General features: G+C 40.4%; 18 protein-coding genes. 9 read left to right on the forward strand and 9 right to left on the reverse strand.

Going from position 1 to position 21,749, the window contains the following annotated elements; genetic code table 11:
* Window positions 1-74: 74 nt before the first annotated feature.
* Entirely contained in the window at window positions 75-836 is a 762-nt protein-coding gene (locus R7044_RS08930; protein WP_005388903.1) for a transporter substrate-binding domain-containing protein, read from the forward strand.
* Between the two features lie 98 nt (window positions 837-934).
* Here the strand turns inward: R7044_RS08930 and R7044_RS08935 are convergent, their stop codons facing one another.
* Window positions 935-2,008 (reverse strand): permease, encoded by a 1,074-nt coding sequence (locus R7044_RS08935; RefSeq protein ID WP_249372649.1) that lies wholly within the window; start codon window positions 2,006-2,008, stop codon window positions 935-937.
* A gap of 346 nt (window positions 2,009-2,354) precedes the next feature.
* Here R7044_RS08935 and R7044_RS08940 point away from each other — a divergent pair, with 346 nt between their 5' ends.
* Window positions 2,355-3,347 carry a zinc-binding dehydrogenase gene (locus tag R7044_RS08940; protein WP_225455482.1) on the forward strand — a complete coding sequence of 331 codons (993 nt, stop codon included), beginning with the start codon at window positions 2,355-2,357 and terminating at the stop codon, window positions 3,345-3,347.
* Between the two features lie 147 nt (window positions 3,348-3,494).
* Here R7044_RS08940 and R7044_RS08945 read toward each other — a convergent pair whose 3' ends face one another.
* The 4 genes from R7044_RS08945 to R7044_RS08960 form a co-directional block, all read right to left on the reverse strand.
* A complete protein-coding gene (locus tag R7044_RS08945) occupies window positions 3,495-4,397 on the reverse strand; it encodes a homocysteine S-methyltransferase family protein (protein ID WP_225455483.1) in 903 nt (300 codons plus the stop codon).
* Between the two features lie 275 nt (window positions 4,398-4,672).
* Window positions 4,673-5,407, reverse strand: a complete 735-nt coding sequence (locus R7044_RS08950; RefSeq protein ID WP_170893395.1) for an amino acid ABC transporter ATP-binding protein — start codon at window positions 5,405-5,407, stop codon at window positions 4,673-4,675.
* Window positions 5,408-5,421: 14 nt separating this feature from the next.
* Window positions 5,422-6,369 carry an amino acid ABC transporter permease gene (locus R7044_RS08955; RefSeq protein ID WP_005377325.1) on the reverse strand — a complete coding sequence of 316 codons (948 nt, stop codon included), beginning with the start codon at window positions 6,367-6,369 and terminating at the stop codon, window positions 5,422-5,424.
* Between the two features lie 135 nt (window positions 6,370-6,504).
* The gene (locus R7044_RS08960) at window positions 6,505-7,293 is read right to left on the reverse strand and encodes a transporter substrate-binding domain-containing protein (protein ID WP_005377324.1); all 789 of its coding nucleotides are present in this window, start codon (window positions 7,291-7,293) and stop codon (window positions 6,505-6,507) included.
* A gap of 461 nt (window positions 7,294-7,754) precedes the next feature.
* Here R7044_RS08960 and R7044_RS08965 point away from each other — a divergent pair, with 461 nt between their 5' ends.
* Window positions 7,755-8,099, forward strand: a complete 345-nt coding sequence (locus R7044_RS08965; RefSeq protein WP_104979228.1) for a DUF3316 domain-containing protein — start codon at window positions 7,755-7,757, stop codon at window positions 8,097-8,099.
* A 610-nt stretch (window positions 8,100-8,709) separates the two neighbouring features.
* Here the strand turns inward: R7044_RS08965 and R7044_RS08970 are convergent.
* Together R7044_RS08970 and R7044_RS08975 are read right to left on the reverse strand one after the other, a co-directional pair.
* On the reverse strand, window positions 8,710-9,684 hold the full coding sequence (locus R7044_RS08970; RefSeq protein ID WP_053304411.1) for a porin: 975 nt from the start codon (window positions 9,682-9,684) through the stop codon (window positions 8,710-8,712).
* 140 nt (window positions 9,685-9,824) lie between these two features.
* Entirely contained in the window at window positions 9,825-10,748 is a 924-nt protein-coding gene (locus R7044_RS08975) for a LysR family transcriptional regulator (protein WP_005377321.1), read from the reverse strand.
* Between the two features lie 378 nt (window positions 10,749-11,126).
* Between R7044_RS08975 and R7044_RS08980 the strand changes: the two genes are divergently transcribed.
* From R7044_RS08980 to R7044_RS08990, 3 genes are all read left to right on the forward strand, one after another.
* Entirely contained in the window at window positions 11,127-12,296 is a 1,170-nt protein-coding gene (locus R7044_RS08980; RefSeq protein ID WP_064376738.1) for an efflux RND transporter periplasmic adaptor subunit, read from the forward strand.
* A gap of 12 nt (window positions 12,297-12,308) precedes the next feature.
* On the forward strand, window positions 12,309-15,449 hold the full coding sequence (locus R7044_RS08985) for an efflux RND transporter permease subunit (RefSeq protein WP_025768140.1): 3,141 nt from the start codon (window positions 12,309-12,311) through the stop codon (window positions 15,447-15,449).
* Window positions 15,450-15,594: 145 nt separating this feature from the next.
* Window positions 15,595-16,524, forward strand: coding sequence for a LysR family transcriptional regulator (locus tag R7044_RS08990; RefSeq protein ID WP_064376737.1), 930 nt, complete (start codon window positions 15,595-15,597; stop codon window positions 16,522-16,524).
* Between the two features lie 1,235 nt (window positions 16,525-17,759).
* On the opposite strand, the gene R7044_RS08995 is transcribed toward R7044_RS08990, so the two are convergent.
* Complete coding sequence (locus tag R7044_RS08995) at window positions 17,760-18,659, reverse strand: LysR family transcriptional regulator (RefSeq protein WP_064376736.1); 900 nt, start codon at window positions 18,657-18,659, stop codon at window positions 17,760-17,762.
* 112 nt (window positions 18,660-18,771) lie between these two features.
* On the opposite strand from R7044_RS08995, the gene eamB reads away from it, so the two are divergent.
* The 3 genes from eamB (at window position 18,772) to queC (ending at window position 20,727) form a co-directional block, all read left to right on the forward strand.
* Window positions 18,772-19,356: a cysteine/O-acetylserine transporter gene (gene eamB, locus R7044_RS09000; protein ID WP_005388201.1), complete on the forward strand. Its 585-nt coding sequence runs from the start codon at window positions 18,772-18,774 to the stop codon at window positions 19,354-19,356.
* Window positions 19,357-19,664: 308 nt separating this feature from the next.
* Complete coding sequence (locus R7044_RS09005) at window positions 19,665-20,003, forward strand: helix-turn-helix domain-containing protein (protein ID WP_005388200.1); 339 nt, start codon at window positions 19,665-19,667, stop codon at window positions 20,001-20,003.
* Window positions 20,004-20,070: 67 nt separating this feature from the next.
* Entirely contained in the window at window positions 20,071-20,727 is a 657-nt protein-coding gene (queC, locus tag R7044_RS09010; protein WP_005377298.1) for a 7-cyano-7-deazaguanine synthase QueC, read from the forward strand.
* 310 nt (window positions 20,728-21,037) lie between these two features.
* On the opposite strand, the gene queE is transcribed toward queC, so the two are convergent.
* A complete protein-coding gene (gene queE / locus R7044_RS09015) occupies window positions 21,038-21,688 on the reverse strand; it encodes a 7-carboxy-7-deazaguanine synthase QueE (protein WP_005377296.1) in 651 nt (216 codons plus the stop codon).
* Window positions 21,689-21,749 lie beyond the last annotated feature (61 nt).

The raw sequence follows: 21,749 nt of genomic DNA on the forward strand, positions 1-21,749 counted from the left end.
ATATATGCACTTTCATTGATATTTGCTTACTTTGTGTTAAACATTGGTTTCCAAATAGTTACAAGGAAACGTTTATGAAATGGATAGTCGTATTGTTTATTAGCTTATTTTCAGTTTTCAGCCATGCGAAAGAGTGGAAACAAATTCGCTTCACTGTTGAAGGGGCTTACCCCCCATTTAGCTGGACGACAAAAGAGGGAAAGCTAGAAGGGTTTGAAGTCGACCTCGCTAACGCGTTATGCAAAGAGTTAGAAGTAAAGTGCGTTATCTCAAAAATGGATTGGGATGGCATCATCCCTTCTCTCCTTAGTCGCAAGAACGATGCGATTATTGCTGCAATGACAATCACAGAAGAACGAGAAAAGAAAGTCGATTTCACCGTCCCTTATGCAAAAGTACCGACTCGTTTTGTAATGAAAAATGATAGAGAAATCAACATGGATGACGGCAGCCTAAATCGTTTATCTATTGGAGTTCAAAGAGCCACAATTGGTGATAAGTACCTTTCTGCCTTGTATCCAGATATTGATATTCGTCGTTATGGTACGTTCGATGAGGCATTTACCGATCTACTCAATGGACGGTTAGATGCTGTATTTGGCGGCTCAATCGGTTTAAGTGCTGGTTTTCTTGAAACTGCACAAGGTGAAGGCTATCACTTTACTGGACCAGCGTTTACAGAGGAAAAGTGGTTCGGCCGTGGCATTGGCGTAGCAGTGAGAAAACAAGACAAAGAATTAAAAGCATTACTCGATAGCGGAATACAAAAATTGATCCAGAGCGGTAAGCATAAAACCATCGCCAGCAAATATTTCTCCTATAGTATTTACGAGTAACCTCGCTATTTTTTTATAGCCTGCGCGGTATAGGAAACTTCCCTTTCCCTATATGGCGACAAAAACAGAGCCCTCGAGCAGTCGCCCGAGGGTTATTTTTATAAAAAAACCCACGTATATAAGTAACCCGCTCCCATGGCCATCGTTAAGATAACGATTAGGAAGGCAGCGATCATTTGGTTCTTAAAAATTGATTTCAACAAAATCACTTCTGTAAGACTTGCGCCAGCACTACCAATAATAAGCGCCATAACAGATCCAAGAGCCATACCTTTTTGTACTAGTGCCGCGCTAAGTGGAATGACCGCCTCTGCACGGATGTACAATGGAATACCAATGATTGCTGCGACCGGAATCGCGTACCACTTCGCTTCACCAGCGAACTCCGCAATGAACTCCGTCGGGATGAAGCCATAGATAAATGAACCAATCGCAATGCCCATCATGAGATAAGGGAACACTTGCTTAAAGTCTTTCCAAGTTGATTGCCAAATACGTACCCAGCGGCTAGGCTCTTTCTCTTCCACGACTGTCGCTGTTGCACTACCGTCTGATGAACAGCAGGACACTTCCACTTTAGGTTCAGGTTTTGGTGCATCACCACAGCAAGATGTTTTCGCCGCAACTGGCGTAGGTTCATTGCAGGCGCTGGTACCACAGATTGGTGCTGGTCTCACTTCTTCTTTTTTCTTGCTTGAATCGCCACAAGAAGTACCGCACGAAGAAGAACCTACCGCTTGATATGCTTCTGGTTTGACGTAACGTTCAAACCCTAGTTTTTCAAGTACATAGCCTGCTACCACCGATACTGACATCGCGATAGCAAAGTAAAATACCGCAACTTTCCAACCAAAAGTCACCACAAACAAGCCAATAATCACTGGGTTAAGCAACGGGCTTGCAAATAGGAACACCATCATAGGTCCAAAACCTGCTCTTGCACGCAACAAGCCTTTTAAGAAAGGAATGGTCGAACACGAACAGAAAGGCGTAATCGAACCTAGCAACGCAGCAATGAAGTAACCTTTACCCTTTTTCGAGCTGAGAATAGATTGAATTTTTTCTGGCGTTAGAAAATCTTGCAACACACCGACAATGTAGCTAATTGCCAGAAATAAGATGATAAGTTCGGTTGCTAGAAACGCAAACATATCCAGCGCTTCTTTAGCCATAATTATAATTTCTGTATTCACATTTACTCTCCTCGTCATTTTTCGCTAACAAGCTTACCTGATAGATAAGCCTTTATTTCGATATTTCTGGAATTATAGAATCACAAAACAAAAGATCAACAAAATATTTCCATAAAAATGGAATAATAAAACTAGTCATTACTTATCATAAAGTTACATGTCATTAGCTATGCAGACTGGTTGTCGATGATAATTTCAGAGCATCTCGAATCCTTTTTATCAAACATAACCTAAAATTATCAAAATAAGAAAAAACCATAATTATTACAGTACTACCCTCTGAGTTAGTATGACTTTCGACCATTCTTAATAATAAGGAAAACCTATGAGAGCGATAACTTACCAACGAGATAACGATACTTTCTCTTTATCCGAATTACCTACACCAAAACTAGAAACCCAATTTGATGTATTGGTTAAAGTTAACGCTGTTGGTTTGAACCCTGTCGATGCAAAAATTCATTATTGGTCAGACATGGTCACTAACATGGATAACAATTTTGTTGGCGGGTTAGACGTATCAGGAGAAATAGTCTCTGTAGGCGATGCGGTCGTTGATTGGAAGGTTGGCGATAAAGTGTTGTATCACGGAAACATGAGACGCCATCACGGTGGATTCGCTGAATTTGCTATCCATGATTCAAGAACGCTCATAAAGCACCCTCAGGTTCCGGTTGAAGTAGCAGCATCTACACCTTGTGCAGCCTGGACCGCATATCGCGCTTTGGTAGACAAGCTCGATATTTCAAATCGAAGCAGCATTTTTATCGCCGGAGGTGCTGGCGGCGTTGGAAGCTTTGCTATTCAGTTAGCAAAGACATTTGGTGTTGAACAGATCATTGCTACTAGTTCAGAAGCTAATCACGCATATTTGTCCTCGTTAGGAGCAACCCATATGATTGATTATCATCATGAAGATGTAGTTCAGCGAGTAATGGACATTACCGGAAATCATGGCGTTGAGGTTGCACTCGATTGTGTAGGCGGTGATAACGACCGAATTGCAACCTCGGTGTTAACCTTTGAGGGCGAAATGGTGGAGCTCGTCAAGACTGTCGACCCTTCTCAATATCCAGATGCCTTCTTAAAAGGCTTGGGCTTCCACCAAATAAGTTTGGGCTCTGGTCATGTCTTTGGCGAGAGAGGGTTTGCAAGTATCGTTAATGCCGGAAAGGAAGTGTCTGAGCTATTAGAAAATGGAGAATTGGAAGTACCGAAACTGAAGATCATCGGCTTAGAAGATGTAGGTAACGCACTCTTGGACATGCGAAATCAGAGAACAGTTGGAAAGATTGTCGTTAATCTGAACCAAAAATAATTAATAAAAATCTCGAGGCACACTGGCAAAGTAATGAGCAAGTTAAAGCATCTTGTTACTTTGCCAGATACGAAAGACTTTTATTTTATCTATAACGATGAATGAAAAACAAAATCTCTTGTCATGCTTCCCTGCGCTTCACCAAAATTAGGCGTTTTCGAGAGTGTCTCTCCAAGTCGCTAGCAATTTAATATGACGTGGTTCAATCCCACAGCAACCACCAATAATGCTCGCTCCCTGCGCATGCCACTTTTTAGCATACTCAAGATATTCAGTCGGAGAGAAATGACGAACTTCCTGAATGGTCTCGTTGGCTTGGTGCGCTTGCTTTATCGGAGCAAAGCTATTTGCGAAAACACCTATCGTCAATTCTCTACCTGACTCACACAATACTGCTTGTGTATCAATGATCGCTTGCTCGACAACTTCAGGAATAGAGCAATTGAAAAAGATACCTGAAACATTTGTTTTCAACAGCGTATTGACCGCGACTTTAAGAGATTCCCCTGAGCGAAGGCGAGGCAAAGAGTTAGGCTCATCCATTAAGGTGAAAGCAAGATAATTGGGCTTATCTGTTTTGGCTAAAATTATTGATAGAACTTCAACTTCAGCGAGGCTAGACACGGTCTCAGCTAACCAAATATCAACATATTGATCTTGAGCTTCAAATAACTCAGAAGCCACTTCCAGTGCCCTTTTCGGCTCGAATAATTCAGGCCTGTAAGACCCCATTACAGGAGGAAGAGAACCCGCAACGAGCACTCTATCGTTAGAGCTGGTGACTACATCTCTGGCAATTTTAGCTGCAGATTTTGCTAACTCAGTCCCCCGTTTTGCATAGAGTTCCTCGCCTAAGTGAAATGGAACACATGCATAACTGTTGACAGTGATAATCTCTGCGCCAGCGTCTATGAAATTCTCATGTGCCATTTTTACATATTGTGGTGATTCAATTAGCGCTTGTGCACTCCAAAGCGGCTGAGAAAAAGGGGCGCCAATACGTTTTAACTCTCGCCCCATGCCACCATCTAAAATTGTTACTTTCTTCATTTAGACATCCATACCGCCAAACATCCATAAACTCTATTCAAACACAATTTTTATCAATTCAAAATGAAATTGTTATGTTTAAAGTGAACAAAGACTTAATGGCTGATTAAACACTCTAGTATTTACCAGACCTTTCATTCGGACCAAGCTAATGTTATCGCCATTAACTTCGAGTAAAAGCCCATTATCTATGTCTCTCGGCGAGGCGAGCGTTACGAGCCACAATAGTGCATGAAGTGATTGAGGGACTCGCCCTCAATCAAATTTTCTTTTTATTATAAGACTTTAGATAAAAACTTCTGCAATCTAGGGTTGGTGGGGTTATCAAAAAATCGCTCAGGAGAGTCAGAAACCAAAAGCTCACCATCTTCCATAAACAACACCCTATCAGCGACCTCTTTTGCGAAACCCATTTCATGAGTAACCACGACCATGGTCATTCCGTCCTTGGCCAAATCTTTCATCACATCAAGAACTTCTCCAACCATTTCAGGGTCTAGTGCTGATGTGGGTTCATCAAACAACATAATGTTGGGCTTCATTGCTAACGCACGAGCGATTGCGACGCGCTGCTGCTGTCCGCCTGATAAATGATTAGGATAATTATCCATTCTCTCCGACAGACCGACTTTATAAAGCAAATCTTTTGCTTCTTTCTTCACCGATTCAGGGTCACGTTTAGAAACCTTTAAAGGTGCTAACATGACGTTCTCTATCGCCGTTTTATGTGGAAAAAGGTTGAAGCCTTGAAATACCATGCCCACATCAGCGCGTAGTTTATTGATATCCGTAGATTTGTGGTACATATCGATACCATCTACGATTATAGACCCACTATTTATTGTCTCTAATTGATTGATCGTCCGTAAGAATGTTGACTTACCAGAACCTGACGGTCCTACGATGACAATCACTTCCCCTTTTTCTACATTTACCGATACGTCCTTGAGCGCATGGCAGCCATTAGGGTAAATTTTATTAATTGTTTTTGCTGAAATAATGTATTCCATTAATGACTCCACCATTAATCACTTGCTGCCAATTTCTTTTCTAACGTTTGTATTGCCCAAGATAAGGTACTAGTTAGAAGCAAATAAAGGGCCGCAACGGTAAACCAAACTTCAAATGGGGCAAAACTACCACTTACGACTTCCCTGCCCGCTTTTGTCAGATCAGTAATCGAAATCACGGAGACGAGTGAGGAATCTTTTATCAGGTTGATAAACTGCCCGGCTAAGGGAGGTAATGTCTGCTTAAACGCTTGAGGTAAAATGACATAAATCATCGCTTTGGGATAATTCATTCCTAGTGAACGCGCCGCTTCCATTTGTCCTCTTGGGATTGACTGGATTCCTGACCGCACAATTTCTGCGACATAAGCAGCGGTAAACACGGAGAGCGCTATCACTCCCGCAGTAAAACGCTCAAGGTCAAGCACAGTACCAATAAAGAAGTAAACGATAAAAATCTGTACTAAAAGAGGCGTTCCACGAATAACCTCGACATACACAAGCGCCAGCTTTTTTAATGCCGGATTGCTGGATATACGCATTAGTCCGACAACTAAGCCCAACGCTAGAGCAATGATAAGTGACCAGAGTGAGATTTTAATGGTCGTCACAACACCATCTAAAATTGGGCCAGAGCGCCACTCTTTTATAGTTGCTAAGGTATCTCCTTCAAAAATAAGATCACCTTCATAGACGTCCACAGACTTATATTGGCTTAGTTCAAGAACAATATCACCATGAATACTCTCCAGAGCCAGTTGGTTATTCTCGTCGAGAATGATGTTCCCATCGACAGGCGCGGTAATGGATGAAGCAGCGTTAGTGGCAATATAAGGAAGGACACGCTCCCAATTCCAGCTGTAATCGATTCGCTTACCTGACAGATAGACAAGACCGCAAATTGATAGCAAAACAAGAACAAAAACAGCGTTCCACAATAGGGATTTAAAGTTATTTTGCATGTGATTCCGAGAATGACTTTGATTAAAGTTGGTTGGGTATTTGAATAAAGAAAAGCGTTAGCTTCACAGCGCGAACCGTTTGGTTGGCGATGAACCAAGCCAGAAGCTAACCGCTCCTCTACAATAACAATATGATTACTTGACTTGCTTTAACCATTTATCGTCGTTAAACCACTTATCGTAAATGCGATCGTAAGTTCCATCGCCCTTAATTTGACGTAAATAGTTGTTTAAGAAGTTGAGCGTATCTGGATTTCCTTGCGGCACAGCCCAACCCAAAGGCTCGTAAGTAAACGGTTTAGCCAAGTGCATTAACTGCCCTTTGTTTTCCGCCACATAAATAGAGTTGTAAGGAAAGTCATAAACAAACGCATCTACCTTTCCGTTGGCAACCTCAAGTACCGCTTCAGACTGAGTTTCGTATAGATTTATCTTAGCTTTCGGAAGGTATCGTTTTACCGCTTGCTCACCCGTTGTCCCAAGCTTAGTTGCAACAACATATTCTGGACTATTGAGATCTCGGTAACTAGACACTTTACCTTCATGTTTGAGATCTACGAGAATGGATTGGCCAATAACCACATAGGGATCAGCGAAATTCACCTGAGTATTTCGCATAGGTGTGATAGTCATCCCGCCCATAATCATGTGACACTTACCAGTCAACAGTGTTGGGATAATGCCATCCCATGAAGTGTTTACCGGCACAAACTTAACATCCATGGCACGCGCCATTTGCTTACCCAAATCGATATCAAACCCGATGTACTGCCCATTTTTTGCTGTCATTTCAAAAGGCATATACCCAGAATCAAAGCAGACTTTTAGCTCCCCTGTACTTTTGATGTCGTCTAAAATTGGGTCTGCATTAACCGTCGTCGAAACAGCTAACCCCAGTGCAGCAAAACACAATAACTTTTTCATGGATATTCCTTTATCATTTGTTGTAAAGTTTTTTTATACACGACAATAGAATAAAAAACCACAAATAATGACTTTTTAATCACTAGAATTTGTAGGATCGTTACTACGCTGGAAGATCTGAATGAAAATCTATACCAAGCCATTGCAATTGAATTGCATGCATTAAGTGATTAAGTTGTAGGCAGGTCACTATAACGACAAGAAACATACGCTTTGACTGAATAGTCAGCGTTTCCGAGAGTGGTTTAATTATTAACGAAACCATACAGATATTCGCTTTTTCACATTGACCGTAATGTCAAAAGTGCTTGAGTTTTATTGTTGACAATTCTTCCATAGTCAATGGTCACAAATGTGATGTACAGCACATTTCTATAGTGGCACTATCACCTTTGTCGAGAGATATTAACAAGGATTCGTTGGACATCTTGACTTTGTAATACAAATAAAAAGGTGACTATATGAAAAAACTAATGACGCTCTCATCACTATTATTATTCAGTTTATCTGCTACTGCTGGTATTCATGTCGAACACTCTACAAACAAAGTTGTTCTCAATGACTTTACGACAAAAGATGCCGCTTATAGCTCTGCGTTTGATCTTGTCGATGAATACCAAACGCTATCAAAACATGAACTTAGAAATCGTCTAAACATCATTGGAAGCGGTTTCCCTCGTGATATTGCAATCGATGATAGTAAGGTGAGAGTTGAAGAATACGCACTTAACCGTGATGAAGTTAAATATCGTGCAATCATAAACTTCAATTATCACTTCAGAACAAGTGACGGCGGTAAAAACTAAAAATCATCTGCACCTTTACTTTCTTAGAGCCCTTCCTATTTTAAGAAAGTAAAGGTGTCTAATCATATTGAAACGACGGCTTTTCATAAATCGCTCTCTCCTTACATAAGCAGTATCAATCCCTACCTCTATCGTTTACATAAAAATCATTTTTCCAATCTTCATTGAGATACATTTCGTCGTTTGGGGCTTTGTCATTCGCTTGGTTCGCCATATGGATTCCACATCACTTAAATGAAAAAGACCCTTGAAATTGAGTTCACTTTTTTATGAAGATTAACTCAACCTAAGATTGACAATTGTCGTTATATTTTTCTCGTTTATAGCAATATATAAAGAACTCTTTTTGTTTTAATTAACCATAAAGCGTGAAAATAAAAAAAGGCAACAAGACACTTCTTGTTGCCAAAGAAAAAATACATCATTCAAAAAATATTAAAATGAAAACTAGCAGTGGACTAGCTAACAAAACAATTATATTCAAAACACTTAAACAAGTAACGATCAATATAATCCATTATATATGGATGAAAATCAGCACTTATGAAATTACACCGACAAATAAAAAAGCCTGAAAATAGTTTCAGGCTTTTTAGCTTTATTAATTTTTTTAGAATGAATATCTCGCAGCTATTGCAAGAATATCGTCTTCATTGTCTACATCTGTAATTCTGTATTCTGCTAGTGCTTTAAAATTAGAAGTCAAATCGTACTCTGCACCTAGTGAGTAGTAATCGACGACATCTTCATCATCACGCTCTAGATTGTTATAGCCAACTAGTGCCCAAAGCTTATCTGTTACTTCATAAGTGGCAACTGCTTCAATACCGGTGTAATCAATATTACTTTCAGAACCATCTTTAGCCCAGTTTTCACCATCACTGTATAAAACAGAGGCATAAAACTTGTCGTATTCAAATGCAATAGCACCCGTTAGCAGCTCTGCATCTTCTGCACCCGATTGCCCTTCACCTTCGTTGTAACCAAGCGCAACTTTGAAGCCATATGGCAACTTGTAGTCAGCCGCCGCACCATAAGAGGCTGCATCTGTTGACACTTCATCGTTTTCAGCCTGATAGCTAACATGAATATTCAAACCTTCATAGCTTGTCGTTAGCTTAAATACTGAATCGGAGCGACCGGTACCATATAGATCCGCACTTACGCCAGCAGCTTCATTACCAAACTCCGGGAAAATATCCGTGTAGTCAGATACTAAAGTGACCGCACCGTATTGACGTCCATAACTTACTGTTCCGTAATCTGCACCAACTCCTACATAGCCTTTTCGGATATCAAATTCATCATCTTCAATCCCATCAGCATCTCTGCGATTAGACTTAAATTCCAACTCATATAAGCCGAATGCATAAAGATCTTCATTTATTTTAGACTCACCTGAAAGTCCTACACGAATGTAGCTATTATCTCCGTCAGCATTTTTATCATCAGAGAAATAATACATCCCTTGCGCTCGGCCATGAATATTTAATACTGATTCTTGATCTTCATAAACTATGGCTGAATTTGCAGCACTTGCAGAGAAAAGTGCAGCGATTGCGATCGACGTTCTTGTCATTTTCATTTAATTACCACTACTTGTGTTGTTTGAATCGAGTGAAATTATGAACAGTGGCAATTATTTTTAAAGTGCAAATTCAACCATATTCTATGGATAAATATAAACAAGCCCTCAATCTAAAACATTATGTCCTAGTACTCATATTAGTTGAGATAATCCATCCAAACAGGAGGCGTCCCTATTATTTTTTGAACAGTATCAATGAACAGTTTGGCTAATGGTTGTTGATTTCGGTGAGTATACATTGCATATATTTCTCCTATTGCGGGAAGATTATAATCAGGAAGCAGCTGTACAAGATCTTGTTTACTCAAACTCTCCTGAAGAAAGAACTGCCCTATTAAAGCATACCCTAGATCAGATTTTACGGCATCGAGCATTAACTCAGTTTCATTCACGAAGTACTGCCCGTTGATATTATACGTTCTAACGTCGCTTGATGACTGGCTTGGCGCTATACGTAGCTTATCCGCCTTAAAGTTAGCATTAGAGTATATTACTGCTGGCATTTTTATAAGCTCTTCTGGAGAGCTCGGGGTTCCATACTTATCAATAAAACTCTTCGATGCAACCAGTGCCATATTATTGCTTGCCAACTTACGTACTATCATGTTGGACTCTCGGATTGGTCCGATACGAAACACAACATCAAAACCTTCGTGGATAACATCGACTCGATTATCATCGAGCAGCAGCTCTACAGTAATGTTTGGGTACTGTTTTATAAACTCTTTAACTGCCTGATTTAAGTATGCTCTGCCAAAGAAAGTGGAGCTTGATATTTTCAAGTTACCCTTCGGTTCATCCTGAAATGTAGCAGCAATACTACGAGTTTCGGTTAGAACCTCTCTTACTTTCTTGGCTTGCGCCACCATCTCAACACCTGCATTGGTCAGGGATAGCGAACGCGTGGAACGGTTTAACAGCCGTAAGCCCAATTCATCCTCTAGCTTTTTGATCTGTTTTGACAAAGCTGAACGATCTATATGATTTCTGTCAGCAGCCTTAGCAAAAGTTCCGTATTCAGAGACATCCAGTAGTAATTCAAGTTGGCTTGCGAGATCCACTGCACAATTCCTTATTTAGTTTTTATTCTTTATGTGATGGGAAATGGATTTTACAAAATTAATTTCAATTTTTTATGGTTCAAATTGCATCAGTGAATTGCAAATAATGCACGAATTAAAAACGCTTTAATTTTCGTCGCTATCTTTAGCTTCTGTTTAGTTATTCCTATCTATTATGGCTTATTACATTTAACAATACTCCACGTCTTTAAAACCCTAAACTGATCTTTTTCAAACCAAAAAATGAGCATTTTGACCAATATTTAATCGTGCATTTTTATCACTACTCTATGTTCGCTGAGGGCCTATTTACCCATAGGTACAATGAATACAATGCCGTTCCTTTTAGTATGAACAGAATCATTTAGGGCGCGACAAATGTTAAAGAAAGTTTTCGGCATTGGCCTTTTATCCGTTTTAGCTGCTTGTGCAGACGAAGAGATAACCAAAGAACCTAATACTCCCTTACCTACGATAGACGTCTCCAAAGTCATCTATGAGCCCGTTCAATCGTGGTTCACCTTTACAACAAGGCTTCAAGCCCCAGAGAAAGTTTCTTTAATGCCACGCGTTTCCGGAGTTATTGAAACGGTAGAGTTCAAAGACGGACAGAGTGTCAACAAAGGCGACTTACTCGTCACTCTTGATGATCGAACCTTCAAAGCTCAGGTCTCACGACTTGAAGCGCAAGTTAAGAGTGCTCGAGCTGCGCTAGAGCAAGCAGCAAACGAACAAAAGAGAGCCGCTCAACTTGTTAAGCGAAAGGCCATCTCGGCGGAACAAGCAGAGGCCCGAGATACCGCAGTAAAACAACGCTCTGCAGAACTAATGGCCTTGCGTGCTCAGTTAGAATCCGCAAAGTTAGATCTTGAGTTTACGAAGATATATGCCCCTATTAGCGGCACTATTTCAAGAGCATTCATTACTAAAGGAAACAATGTAAACGCAAATCAAAGCGTTATATCAAACATTGTCTCTAACGATCAGGTATATGCATACTTTGATGTCGATGAGCGAACTTGGAACCGTTACTTCTCGACAATCAATGCCGACTCTAACTTACCTACTCGTCTTGAACTATCTGGACAAAATGGGCAGGAGTTTTTTGGACGCGTTGACTTTGTCGACAACTCCATCAACGAAAACACCGGTACTTTGCAGGTTCGAGCGGTATTCGATGCAACAAAATCAAACTTAAAAGTGGGATCGTTTGGCCGAGTTCAGATATCAACAACCAAACCAGTTGAACGAGTTCTCGTTCCAGAGCGTTCTATTGGCACAGATCTAGAAAACCGCTTTGTATTAACACTCAATAAAGAGAATACGTTGCAATACAGCATCGTAACCTTAGGCGAACGTTACGGAACATTTCGTGCTATCGAGAATGGCTTGAACGCCGACTCAATTATTGCGGTAAATGGTCCAGCAAAAGTTGGCCCAAATAGCAAAGTCACACCAAAAAATGTCACGCTAGATATTAGCAATACTTCATTGATTATGGCTTCAAACTCAACATCGTTGCCAAACAAACGTTTAGCTCAAGACTAAGAAGACAACCGAATGAAATTTGCACACTTTTTTATTCAAAGACCCATATTTGCCTCTATGTTATCGCTATTGATATTAATAGTAGGCGCAATTTCACTTTTGCAGTTGCCTGTGAGTGAATATCCAGAGGTTGTCCCTCCTACAGTAGTAGTTACAGCAAACTATCCTGGTGCGAACCCAAAAGTAATCGCAGAAACAGTTGCTACGCCTCTGGAGCAAGAAATTAATGGTACAGAAAACATGTTATATATGTTTTCACAGGCAACCAGTGATGGCAGAATGACATTGACCGTAACCTTTGCTTTAGGTACGGACTTGGACAAAGCTCAGGTTCAAATTCAAAATCGCGTCACTACAGCTTTGCCCCGATTACCAGAAGCCGTCCAACGGTTAGGAGTTGTTGCCGAAAAAGCCTCTCCTGATCTCACCATGGTTGTGCATATATATTCTCCAGATTCTAGCCGTGAAGTCAGTTATTTAGCTAACTACGCTAATTTAAACTTGAAAGATGAGATAGCTCGGCTCGGAGGCGTTGGTGATGTGCGCCTTTTCGGTGGTGACGAGTACTCAATGCGCTTGTGGTTAAATCCAGATGAGCTCGCTTCTAGAAATCTAACCGTAATGGACGTTGTCTCCGCCGTCCGATCTCAAAACCAACAGGTGGCAGCAGGCTCATTAGGTGCGCAACCAGCCGCTAATGAAAACCAATTCCAAGTTTTGTTGAACGTAAAAGGCCGCTTGGAGAATATTGATGAATTCAACGACATTGTAGTAAAAGTTGACGAAACAGGGGCTTTGACACGTCTTAAAGACGTTGCACGCGTAGAGCTAGGTCAAAACTCTTATGCACTGCGCGCCTTGTTAAATGGTAAACCAGCGGTGGCGATGCCCGTATTCCAGCGCCCTGGTGCTAATGCTATTGAGCTATCTAATCAGGTTCGTTCAACCATGGACCGTTTACAAACAGCCTTTCCAGCTGGAGTTTCATATGAAATAGCCTACGACCCGACCGTCTTTGTTCGTGGTTCGATAGACGCGGTGGTTCATACTCTGCTAGAGGCAATTGTACTTGTTGTTGTCGTAGTCATTTTGTTTTTGCAAACATGGCGCGCGTCTATCATCCCTATCATTGCGGTGCCTGTTTCATTAATCGGTACGTTCGCCGTAATGCAAATGCTTGGAGTATCGATTAACACGCTTTCGTTGTTTGGGCTTGTTCTCGCCATAGGCATCGTCGTCGATGACGCCATTGTCGTCGTCGAAAACGTGGAACGGAACATCCATAATGGACTTGCACCACTAGAAGCAACGAAACAAGCAATGACCGAAGTTACCGGGCCAATTATTGCAATTGCTTTAGTGTTATGTGCGGTGTTCATCCCGACGACCTTTATTACAGGGTTATCCGGTCAGTTTTATAAGCAGTTCGCACTAACAATTACGATCTCGACGATTATTTCAGCAATTAACTCGTTGACGTTATCGCCTGCTTTATCAGCACTGCTATTACAAGATAAGAACGCAAAACCCGATCGGCTAACCAAGCTCTTGGATGCGGTTTTTGGTAAGTATGTTTTTGCGCCATTCAATAGAATTTTTGAGTATAGCTCGAACCAATATCAAGCTCTGGTCAAGAAGCTGATTCGCTTTAGCCTTGTTGTTGTGGTGGTATACATTGCGTTACTCGGGGGAACGGCTTCTCTATTCAAAGCTGTTCCTGGAGGATTCATTCCTCAACAAGATAAGCAGTATTTAGTTGCGATCGCCCAACTTCCAGATGCAGCAAGTTTAGATCGAACAGAGTCCGTTATTAAAGAAATGGAAAACCTCGCGCTGGCAACACCTGGCGTAGCACAAACCATTTCTTTCCCAGGCTTATCGGTCAATGGTTTTACTAACAGTCCGAATAGTGGCATCGTTTTTGTTACGCTTGAGGACTTCGATAAACGAAATGATCCAACTCTCGGAGCAAATGCGATTGTTGCATCTTTGAATAAGAGCTTTTCAATCATTGATGAAGCCTTCGTTGCGATTTTTCCACCACCACCAATCCAAGGACTTGGCTCTACTGGCGGCTTTAAACTTCAAATCGAAGACCGTGCGAACAAGGGGTTTGATGAGCTCTTCAAGCAATTGAACTTGGTAATAAGTGAGGCATCAACAAGACCCGAGCTGATGGGATTATATTCCACATTTCGTATACAAGTGCCGCAGATGGACATCCAAATAGATCGTGAACAAGCGATGCTGCAAGGTGTTCCTCTAGAGCAGGTTTTTGATGCGCTTCAAGTTTATTTAGGATCATTATACGTCAATGACTTCAATATGTTTGGTAGAACATACAAAGTGAATGCCCAGGCAGACATGAACTATCGTCTCGAACCTGACCAAATACTTAACTACAAAGTAAGAAATGCTGCCGGACAAATGGTTCCTCTCGGCGCTGTACTGGAGATCATACCCACGATTGGGCCTGACCGCGTGATGCACTATAACGGCTACCCTAGTGCAGAACTAAACGGCAGTCCTGCTTTTGGTTACAGTTCTGACCAAGCCCAAACGGCTATTGAGGAAGTACTGGATCAAAACCTAGCAGAGGGAATGGTTTATGAATGGACTGATGTAACCTACCAGCAGATTTTGGCTGGTAACACGATGGTGTATATATTCCCACTTGTTGTTTTGTTAGTTTTCATGGTGCTAGCTTCGCAGTACGAGAGTTTAAAACTGCCATTCGCTATCATTTTGATCGTTCCTATGACCATTTTTTCTGCACTAGCAGGTGTTTGGTTCATTGGTGGTGACAACAATATATTCACACAAATTGCTTTGATTGTCCTTGTGGCTCTAGCGTGTAAAAATGCCATCTTGATGGTGGAGTTCGCTAAAGAACTTAAAGACAATGGCCAAGATACCTTATCAGCGATTTTGGAAGCATGTCGTTTACGTCTTCGACCGATTCTAATGACATCAATTGCATTTACCGCTGGTGTTATTCCATTAATGATTGGTACAGGGGCCGGAGCGGAAATGCGACAAGCAATGGGTATTGCCGTATTCTCGGGTATGGTAGGCGTAACGGTATTTGGATTACTACTCACACCTGTTTTTTACATGTTAGTGAGTCGAAACAAAAAACGTCAAACACTATAACCATAATATAAATACTCATTTAAATTCATACTAAAGGGAGCTATTGCTCCCTTTTCTTTTGGTTATTAAGTATATTAATAATTTCTAGACAGAGCAGTAGTTATACATGAAACTAATACGCTAATATCTAACTTGGATAAACATTGTGGATTTAGCAAATAAACTACACCTGCTTTTAGAAGTCTCTAAAGCTGGATCTTTTGCAAAAGCAGCAGATGGGATGAATATCGACCGCTCTGTTTTGTCTAAACACATCAAGCAGTTAGAAGAGCACTTAGGAGTTAGGCTATTAAACAGAACGACTCGCTCTCTTTCATTAACACAAGTCGGCCAGCAAATAGTTGAAAAAGCAGACCAAATATCTCAACTCCTTGATGATACTCAACAAATAGCGGAGAACTTTCAGACTGAGCCTTCAGGGAAAGTACGAATTTCAAGCTCAACATTATTTGGAAAACTCTATCTACAACCTTCGATAGAGAAGTTTTTACATAAGTACCCAAAAGCAAGTGTTGAACTAATGCTAGATGATCTTCATGTAGACGTGATTAGAAGTAATTTTGATATTGCTTTTCGAATCGGACCTATGAGGGATTCATCAATGGTAGCAAGAAAATTAGCAAAAAATACGACTGCAATCATTGCTTCTCGAAATTTAATTGAAAAACATGGTAACCCAGAAACGCCTGATGAGTTAGTTAAGCTACCTTTTATTATTTATTCAAATGGTAATTTTATTGTCGATAAGCTTAAATTCTACGACAAAGCAAACTCAGATGGTTTAGATACATACCCAATATCAGGGTCATACATGGTAAATGAAGCTGAGCTAATAATTGAAAGCGTAAAGTCAGGTCTGGGCGCAGCACTTATAGGTCAATTTATGCTCCCTAACAACCTAGAGTCTTCTAATTTAGTTCAACTTTTACCAGAATATGAAACTCAAGATTTTGGTGATATTTATGCCATGTACTCACACCGTCAGCAATCACCATTGGTTAGGGCATTCATTGATATCGTTCAAGAAGAAATTGGCATACCACCAATATGGGAAAAGCATTTCAATAAAAGCTAGGTGATTCTATTTAACCAAAATTAACAGCTAATAAAACATCAAATAAAATCAATAAGTTAAAACAGGAAAATTTAAGATTCATAGAAGTTTAATGTTAGGTGAATTAAGTTCCATTCTAAATGGCGCTTAATTCACTAAATATAAAACATTCTTGATTTATAATACTAACAAATCCATCACCTATACAAGTTACGATGTATATTAAAGAAAAACACACCTCGGTCACTAGTTTGTTAGTATATAAAATATCTTATCTTATTTTTTTGGTTATTTACACGTTAGCAACGATTTATTTTAGCGTACAAATGGACAAAAGCACATCGGAGAACTCTCTTATAGAAATGAATCAAATAGCATTTGTGCTTTTTTCATCGTTAATGTGTTTGTATAAATCTAAGGAATATCTTGAACTCAAACACATATTAGTAATAATGTCTTCATTTTTTATGGTTATATTCGTTAGAGAAATGGACTACCACATAGAGCAGTATTTCCCTCACGGTTCATGGAAGTATCCTGCTTGGATTATAATAGTCTCGGTCTGTTATTTTTGTTTTAATAACATAGTTAACATAAAAAATGAGGTAAAACTTTTCATTTCTCATTCTAGCTTCACGACATTAACGATTGGCTTTTTTATTGTTTTCTTATTCTCACGCTTTGCAGGGTATGGTGATTTTTGGGTCGAGTTCATGGGGAACTCATACAATAGAGACGTGAAAAACTTGGTCGAAGAAAGCTTAGAGTTACTAGGTTACGCGATACTTTTAAACGGTGTTTTACTTATTAAAGTAGAAAACCACTAAGTATAAACAAAAGTTCAGAGCTTGTAGTTCAAGATTTGAACTTTTTTTTGGTTAAAAAAAGCAGCAAATATAATTTGCTGCAAATGATGAAAAAAAACAATATGCGTAAGTTAACTTCCTAGCAATGGATGCGTTAACGAGTTAATAATAACGAACCGTAACAATTAAGTCTCGTTGAAAATAATCCATAAAGAATGGCATTTATTACACTGTTAATTATGTAACCTTATCTAATCTAGTTATCACACGCCGTCGTTTTTATATCTTATCTCTTTCTGTCAATAAATAGCTCTTCACATCAGATCTTATCTATCATCCAAAATTAGTCGACTGTAAAATAAAACACCAAAAATCAATTAATTAGAATCAACCACTTAAAAAATAAAAAGGAGTAAAAACGAAACTATGTCAGATAGAACATATTAAAGATCACCGACTCTGAGTAGAAAACCGTTCATACTCCTTACGCATACAATCAATAAAGACTTCCATCGCCGGCGTCACACACTTCCTAGCATGATAAGCGCAGAGTGGCTTGATCATCTGTGAAAATTCGGTGAACTCAAGCTCTTGTAAACTGCCCTCTTGCAACTCTTTTTCAACCGTAAAACGAGGTAAGTAAGAGATACCAATATTACTCTCAACGCAATTTTTGATCGTATTAATACTGCTAAGTTCGATCATGTTGTCGATGCTAATATCACGCTCTTGAATAATGCTCTCAAACATCTGTCGAAAAAGGCACTTAGGGCCATTGCTTATAAACCCTAAATCAATATGTTGCTCTCTCTTCTTTAAATCTAGCCCTTTTAAAAGCGGTGAAGCAACCAATACCAGTGGCTCCTGCTCAAACTCGTGCACCTTGAGCGTATCGTCATTACCTACTCGATAAAACACACCTAAATCAGCTTTATCCGCTATCAACTCATCTCGAATCTGATAGCAATTTTGTGATTGCAGAGAGAGTCTTACATTGGGCGCTCTGATCCTGAACTCTTTTAAAACATTAGCCATCTTATAAGCAAGTTGAGTCTCAGCAACCAGCACTTTCAATTCACCGGTCGGCTCCGAGTTTTCTTGCTGTGCTGTTCCCTCAATATTTTCCATCACTCGCGCCAGTTCATAGACGTAAGGCAGTATCTTTTCTCCTGCTTGAGTCAAAACCATCTTACGCCCTATTTTTTCGAACAGCTGCAGAGACAGATCTTGTTCCAACTGCTTGATTTGAAAGGTGACGGTTGATTGCGTGCAATAAAGCTTCTGTGACGCTTTTAGAAACGATCCTTCTTCAACAATAGCTTTAAAAGTAAGAAAGCGTTTTAGATTCATGACTAGACTCCACAACCAACAGTTCAATAAATTAAAAGTCTAAGTTTTAATTTATTCAATTTTTTAATCAATTGTAGCGAAGTATAGTGCAGTAAAAACAGGAGAGATAGAGATGACCGCCATCTACACCGCATTTTTTACTTACGTAATCATTACTTCAATTACACCAGGGCCAAACAACATTTTATCGCTCAGCATCGCGACGCAATATGGACTAAAACGCTCAACAAAAGTGATTTCGGGGATGTTTTGTGGCTATGTTGTTTTGATGCTACTTTGTGGCGCTTTCACGTATAACATGATCAGCCTCTTGCCCGTGATTACACCTTGGCTAACATGGATTGGAGCAGCTTATATTGTTTGGTTGGCTTGGGGGCTTGCTACGAGTGAGATCAAAACTTCATCGGATAATTCTAAAGGTATCAGTTTCTTAACAGGTTTCGGTTTGCAGTTCGTTAATGTGAAAATCATTCTTTATGGAATTACCTCTATTTCTACGTTCGTACTGCCCCACACTCAGAATATCTACTGGATCTTAGCGACTAGCCTCATTCTTGCTTTGATCGCACTCCTTAGCAACGTAGTTTGGGCCGTTGCAGGAAAGCTACTTCAATCGCAATTCCAGAGATATGGCAAAGTCATAAATATGAGCTTAGCAGCAGCTCTGATCTATTGTGCGACACAGTTATTTACTTAAGTATATAGTTGATCATCAAGAACAATATTGCTCTTCAACTTAGACGACTACGTTTATGTGAAGAGCAAATTCTGCTCTACAAATCGCTGCGGTTTCTCGTGCCCTTACTCGCTCCTCCCACTCCTTCATACGGCAGTTTTTGAAGAAGTAGATTCAACGTCACTTAATCAACCTAAAGATACGAAATCTTTTTTAGTTTTACAGACACGGCCTTGGCGACCTCGGCAATAACTAAGCATTACTTAGTATACACAAATCAGAAAAACTAAGATAATCTTAGTCATCCAAGTCCTTCGTATGAACTTTAAGTGTTGTTTAATAACCCACTCCCAGCCCGCCTTAAGCATGCGCGTAAACAAGCGAATCTGTCCCAAAAAGCACTGGGCATCCGTATCGGCATGGATGATAGTTCTGCAAGTGCAAGGATGAATCAATACGAAAGGGAGCGCCATACTCCCGACGTAAAAACGCTCAAACTTATCGCAGATGAGCTAAACGTGCCTCTAAACTATTTTTTTTGTGAAGATGAAATCACCGCTGAACTTGCTGTGAATCTCCACAAGCTGTCAAATGATGACAAGCAAAGAGTGCTTGAGAGCACAGCCCAGCTGATTGCAGACGCAATCGCCACGAAGTCGAGTACGTAATTGGGATTAAACGCCTAAGAATACGTATCAATACCAAAGAATCAAAGAGCATAACTAAGGGTTCAACATGGCTACAACAAAAGCACTTGTGGTTTTTTCCGGTGGGCAGGACTCTACGACCTGCTTAATCGATGCATTAAATACATATGATGAAGTTCATGCTATAACGTTTGATTATGGCCAGCGTCATTCAGATGAAATAGATATCGCTATCGAATTAGGTAAGCAACTTAACATCAAAAGCCACAAAGTCCTGGATGTAAAATCAATTAATGAGTTAGCGATAAGCTCGCTGACAAGAGACAACATTCCGGTATCTAATGACTTAAGCGACGCTAACGTACCCAATACATTCGTTCCAGGGAGAAACATTCTCTTTCTTACTTACGCATGTATCCATGCTTACCAGCTTGGCATTCAAGACATCATTACGGGAGTTTGCGAAACAGACTTTAGTGGTTACCCTGACTGCCGAGACAACTTTATTCGCTCTCTAAATCTCTCTTGCAATTTAGGTATGGATAAAGCCTTCAATATTAAGACTCCTTTAATGTGGCTTACTAAAGCCGAGACCTGGGCTCTAGCTGATAAGCACAATATGTTGGAGTTTGTCCAAAACAATACTTTAACATGTTACAACGGAATCGTTGGTAAAGGCTGTGGTGAGTGTCCAGCGTGCCTACTGCGACAAAGCGGCTTAGAAGAATACTTAGCGAGCAAATAGTCTTTGTTAGCGGTAATAGCGCTGGGATAAAACCTTTTGCGTTAGCTTCTAAACGTTTTATCTCAGCGTGAAACTCCAGCCAACAGAGCTTCATTTTGATGCCGCCAGATTGGTGGCATCAATTAAATGCGAAACGATTGTCGAACCAAAGATAGCACCACACCACAGCAGCCAACACTGCTTAGCTTTTACAACGCTATAAATTGTTTAGATACATCGACAATGATTCCATAGCAAAGCTACCAACGGCATTACTCGCGAAACCGGGATTAGATAGAAAAGCCACTTCGAATGATGACGAGCCTCTCGTCTAAGCAATACTCAAATATTTATGAGTTTGAACAGACAAACGCCAATTGCGGGCAATGCACGTATCAATACACAATTGCGTAGCACGAGGCTTCTGGCTAATTGGTTGTAGTGCAATGATAGTCTCAGCCGCTACGTTCGCATTTGCTAAAAGGTCATCAAGGTGGTCGATGTCTTTCTGGGTGCCGACTGGATGCTTAATCTCATTTGCTCGCTCTAACGCGCTATTAAGCACTGGCAATTTACCTTTCATTGCCACTTTTGGTGACACTGTCACCCACGTGTTTTCTGAAGTAATCACTTCTGATGTGCCACTGGTTTCAATTTGGCATTGGCACCCCATATCTTCAAACGCCTTTGTTAAAGGGCGCAGATCATAAATACAAGGCTCTCCACCAGTAATCACGATATGCTTAGCATTAAAGCCTTGCTGTTGATATTGCTCTACGATGTTCTCGGCAGATGCAACACACCACGTCGGAGAGTCTTCCGTTTTCACCAGAATATCGCCTATTTGACGTTGATCATTCTCATCTGCATACCACGTTTGTTTGGTATCGCACCATGAGCAACCAACCGGACACTCTTGAAGCCGAACAAAAACAGCAGGGACTCCAGTGAAAACCCCTTCCCCTTGGATGGTTTCAAACATCTCATTTAGCTTATACAACGCAGAACTCACTCAACTCATAACATTTCGAGGCGAAGACCAT

Source organism: Vibrio sp. 1402 (assembly GCF_033340275.1).

What these genes read in the sequence shown, in the direction of transcription:
- R7044_RS08930 (WP_005388903.1), top strand. Translation starts at nt 75, where the DNA reads ATGAAATGGATAGTCGTATTGTTTATTAGCTTATTTTCAGTTTTCAGC.
- R7044_RS08935 (WP_249372649.1), bottom strand. Translation starts at nt 2,008, where the DNA reads ATGGCTAAAGAAGCGCTGGATATGTTTGCGTTTCTAGCAACCGAACTT.
- R7044_RS08940 (WP_225455482.1), top strand. Translation starts at nt 2,355, where the DNA reads ATGAGAGCGATAACTTACCAACGAGATAACGATACTTTCTCTTTATCC.
- R7044_RS08945 (WP_225455483.1), bottom strand. Translation starts at nt 4,397, where the DNA reads ATGAAGAAAGTAACAATTTTAGATGGTGGCATGGGGCGAGAGTTAAAA.
- R7044_RS08950 (WP_170893395.1), bottom strand. Translation starts at nt 5,407, where the DNA reads ATGGAATACATTATTTCAGCAAAAACAATTAATAAAATTTACCCTAAT.
- R7044_RS08955 (WP_005377325.1), bottom strand. Translation starts at nt 6,369, where the DNA reads ATGCAAAATAACTTTAAATCCCTATTGTGGAACGCTGTTTTTGTTCTT.
- R7044_RS08960 (WP_005377324.1), bottom strand. Translation starts at nt 7,293, where the DNA reads ATGAAAAAGTTATTGTGTTTTGCTGCACTGGGGTTAGCTGTTTCGACG.
- R7044_RS08965 (WP_104979228.1), top strand. Translation starts at nt 7,755, where the DNA reads ATGAAAAAACTAATGACGCTCTCATCACTATTATTATTCAGTTTATCT.
- R7044_RS08970 (WP_053304411.1), bottom strand. Translation starts at nt 9,684, where the DNA reads ATGAAAATGACAAGAACGTCGATCGCAATCGCTGCACTTTTCTCTGCA.
- R7044_RS08980 (WP_064376738.1), top strand. Translation starts at nt 11,127, where the DNA reads ATGTTAAAGAAAGTTTTCGGCATTGGCCTTTTATCCGTTTTAGCTGCT.
- R7044_RS08985 (WP_025768140.1), top strand. Translation starts at nt 12,309, where the DNA reads ATGAAATTTGCACACTTTTTTATTCAAAGACCCATATTTGCCTCTATG.
- R7044_RS08995 (WP_064376736.1), bottom strand. Translation starts at nt 18,659, where the DNA reads ATGAATCTAAAACGCTTTCTTACTTTTAAAGCTATTGTTGAAGAAGGA.
- eamB (WP_005388201.1), top strand. Translation starts at nt 18,772, where the DNA reads ATGACCGCCATCTACACCGCATTTTTTACTTACGTAATCATTACTTCA.
- queC (WP_005377298.1), top strand. Translation starts at nt 20,071, where the DNA reads ATGGCTACAACAAAAGCACTTGTGGTTTTTTCCGGTGGGCAGGACTCT.
- queE (WP_005377296.1), bottom strand. Translation starts at nt 21,688, where the DNA reads ATGTTTGAAACCATCCAAGGGGAAGGGGTTTTCACTGGAGTCCCTGCT.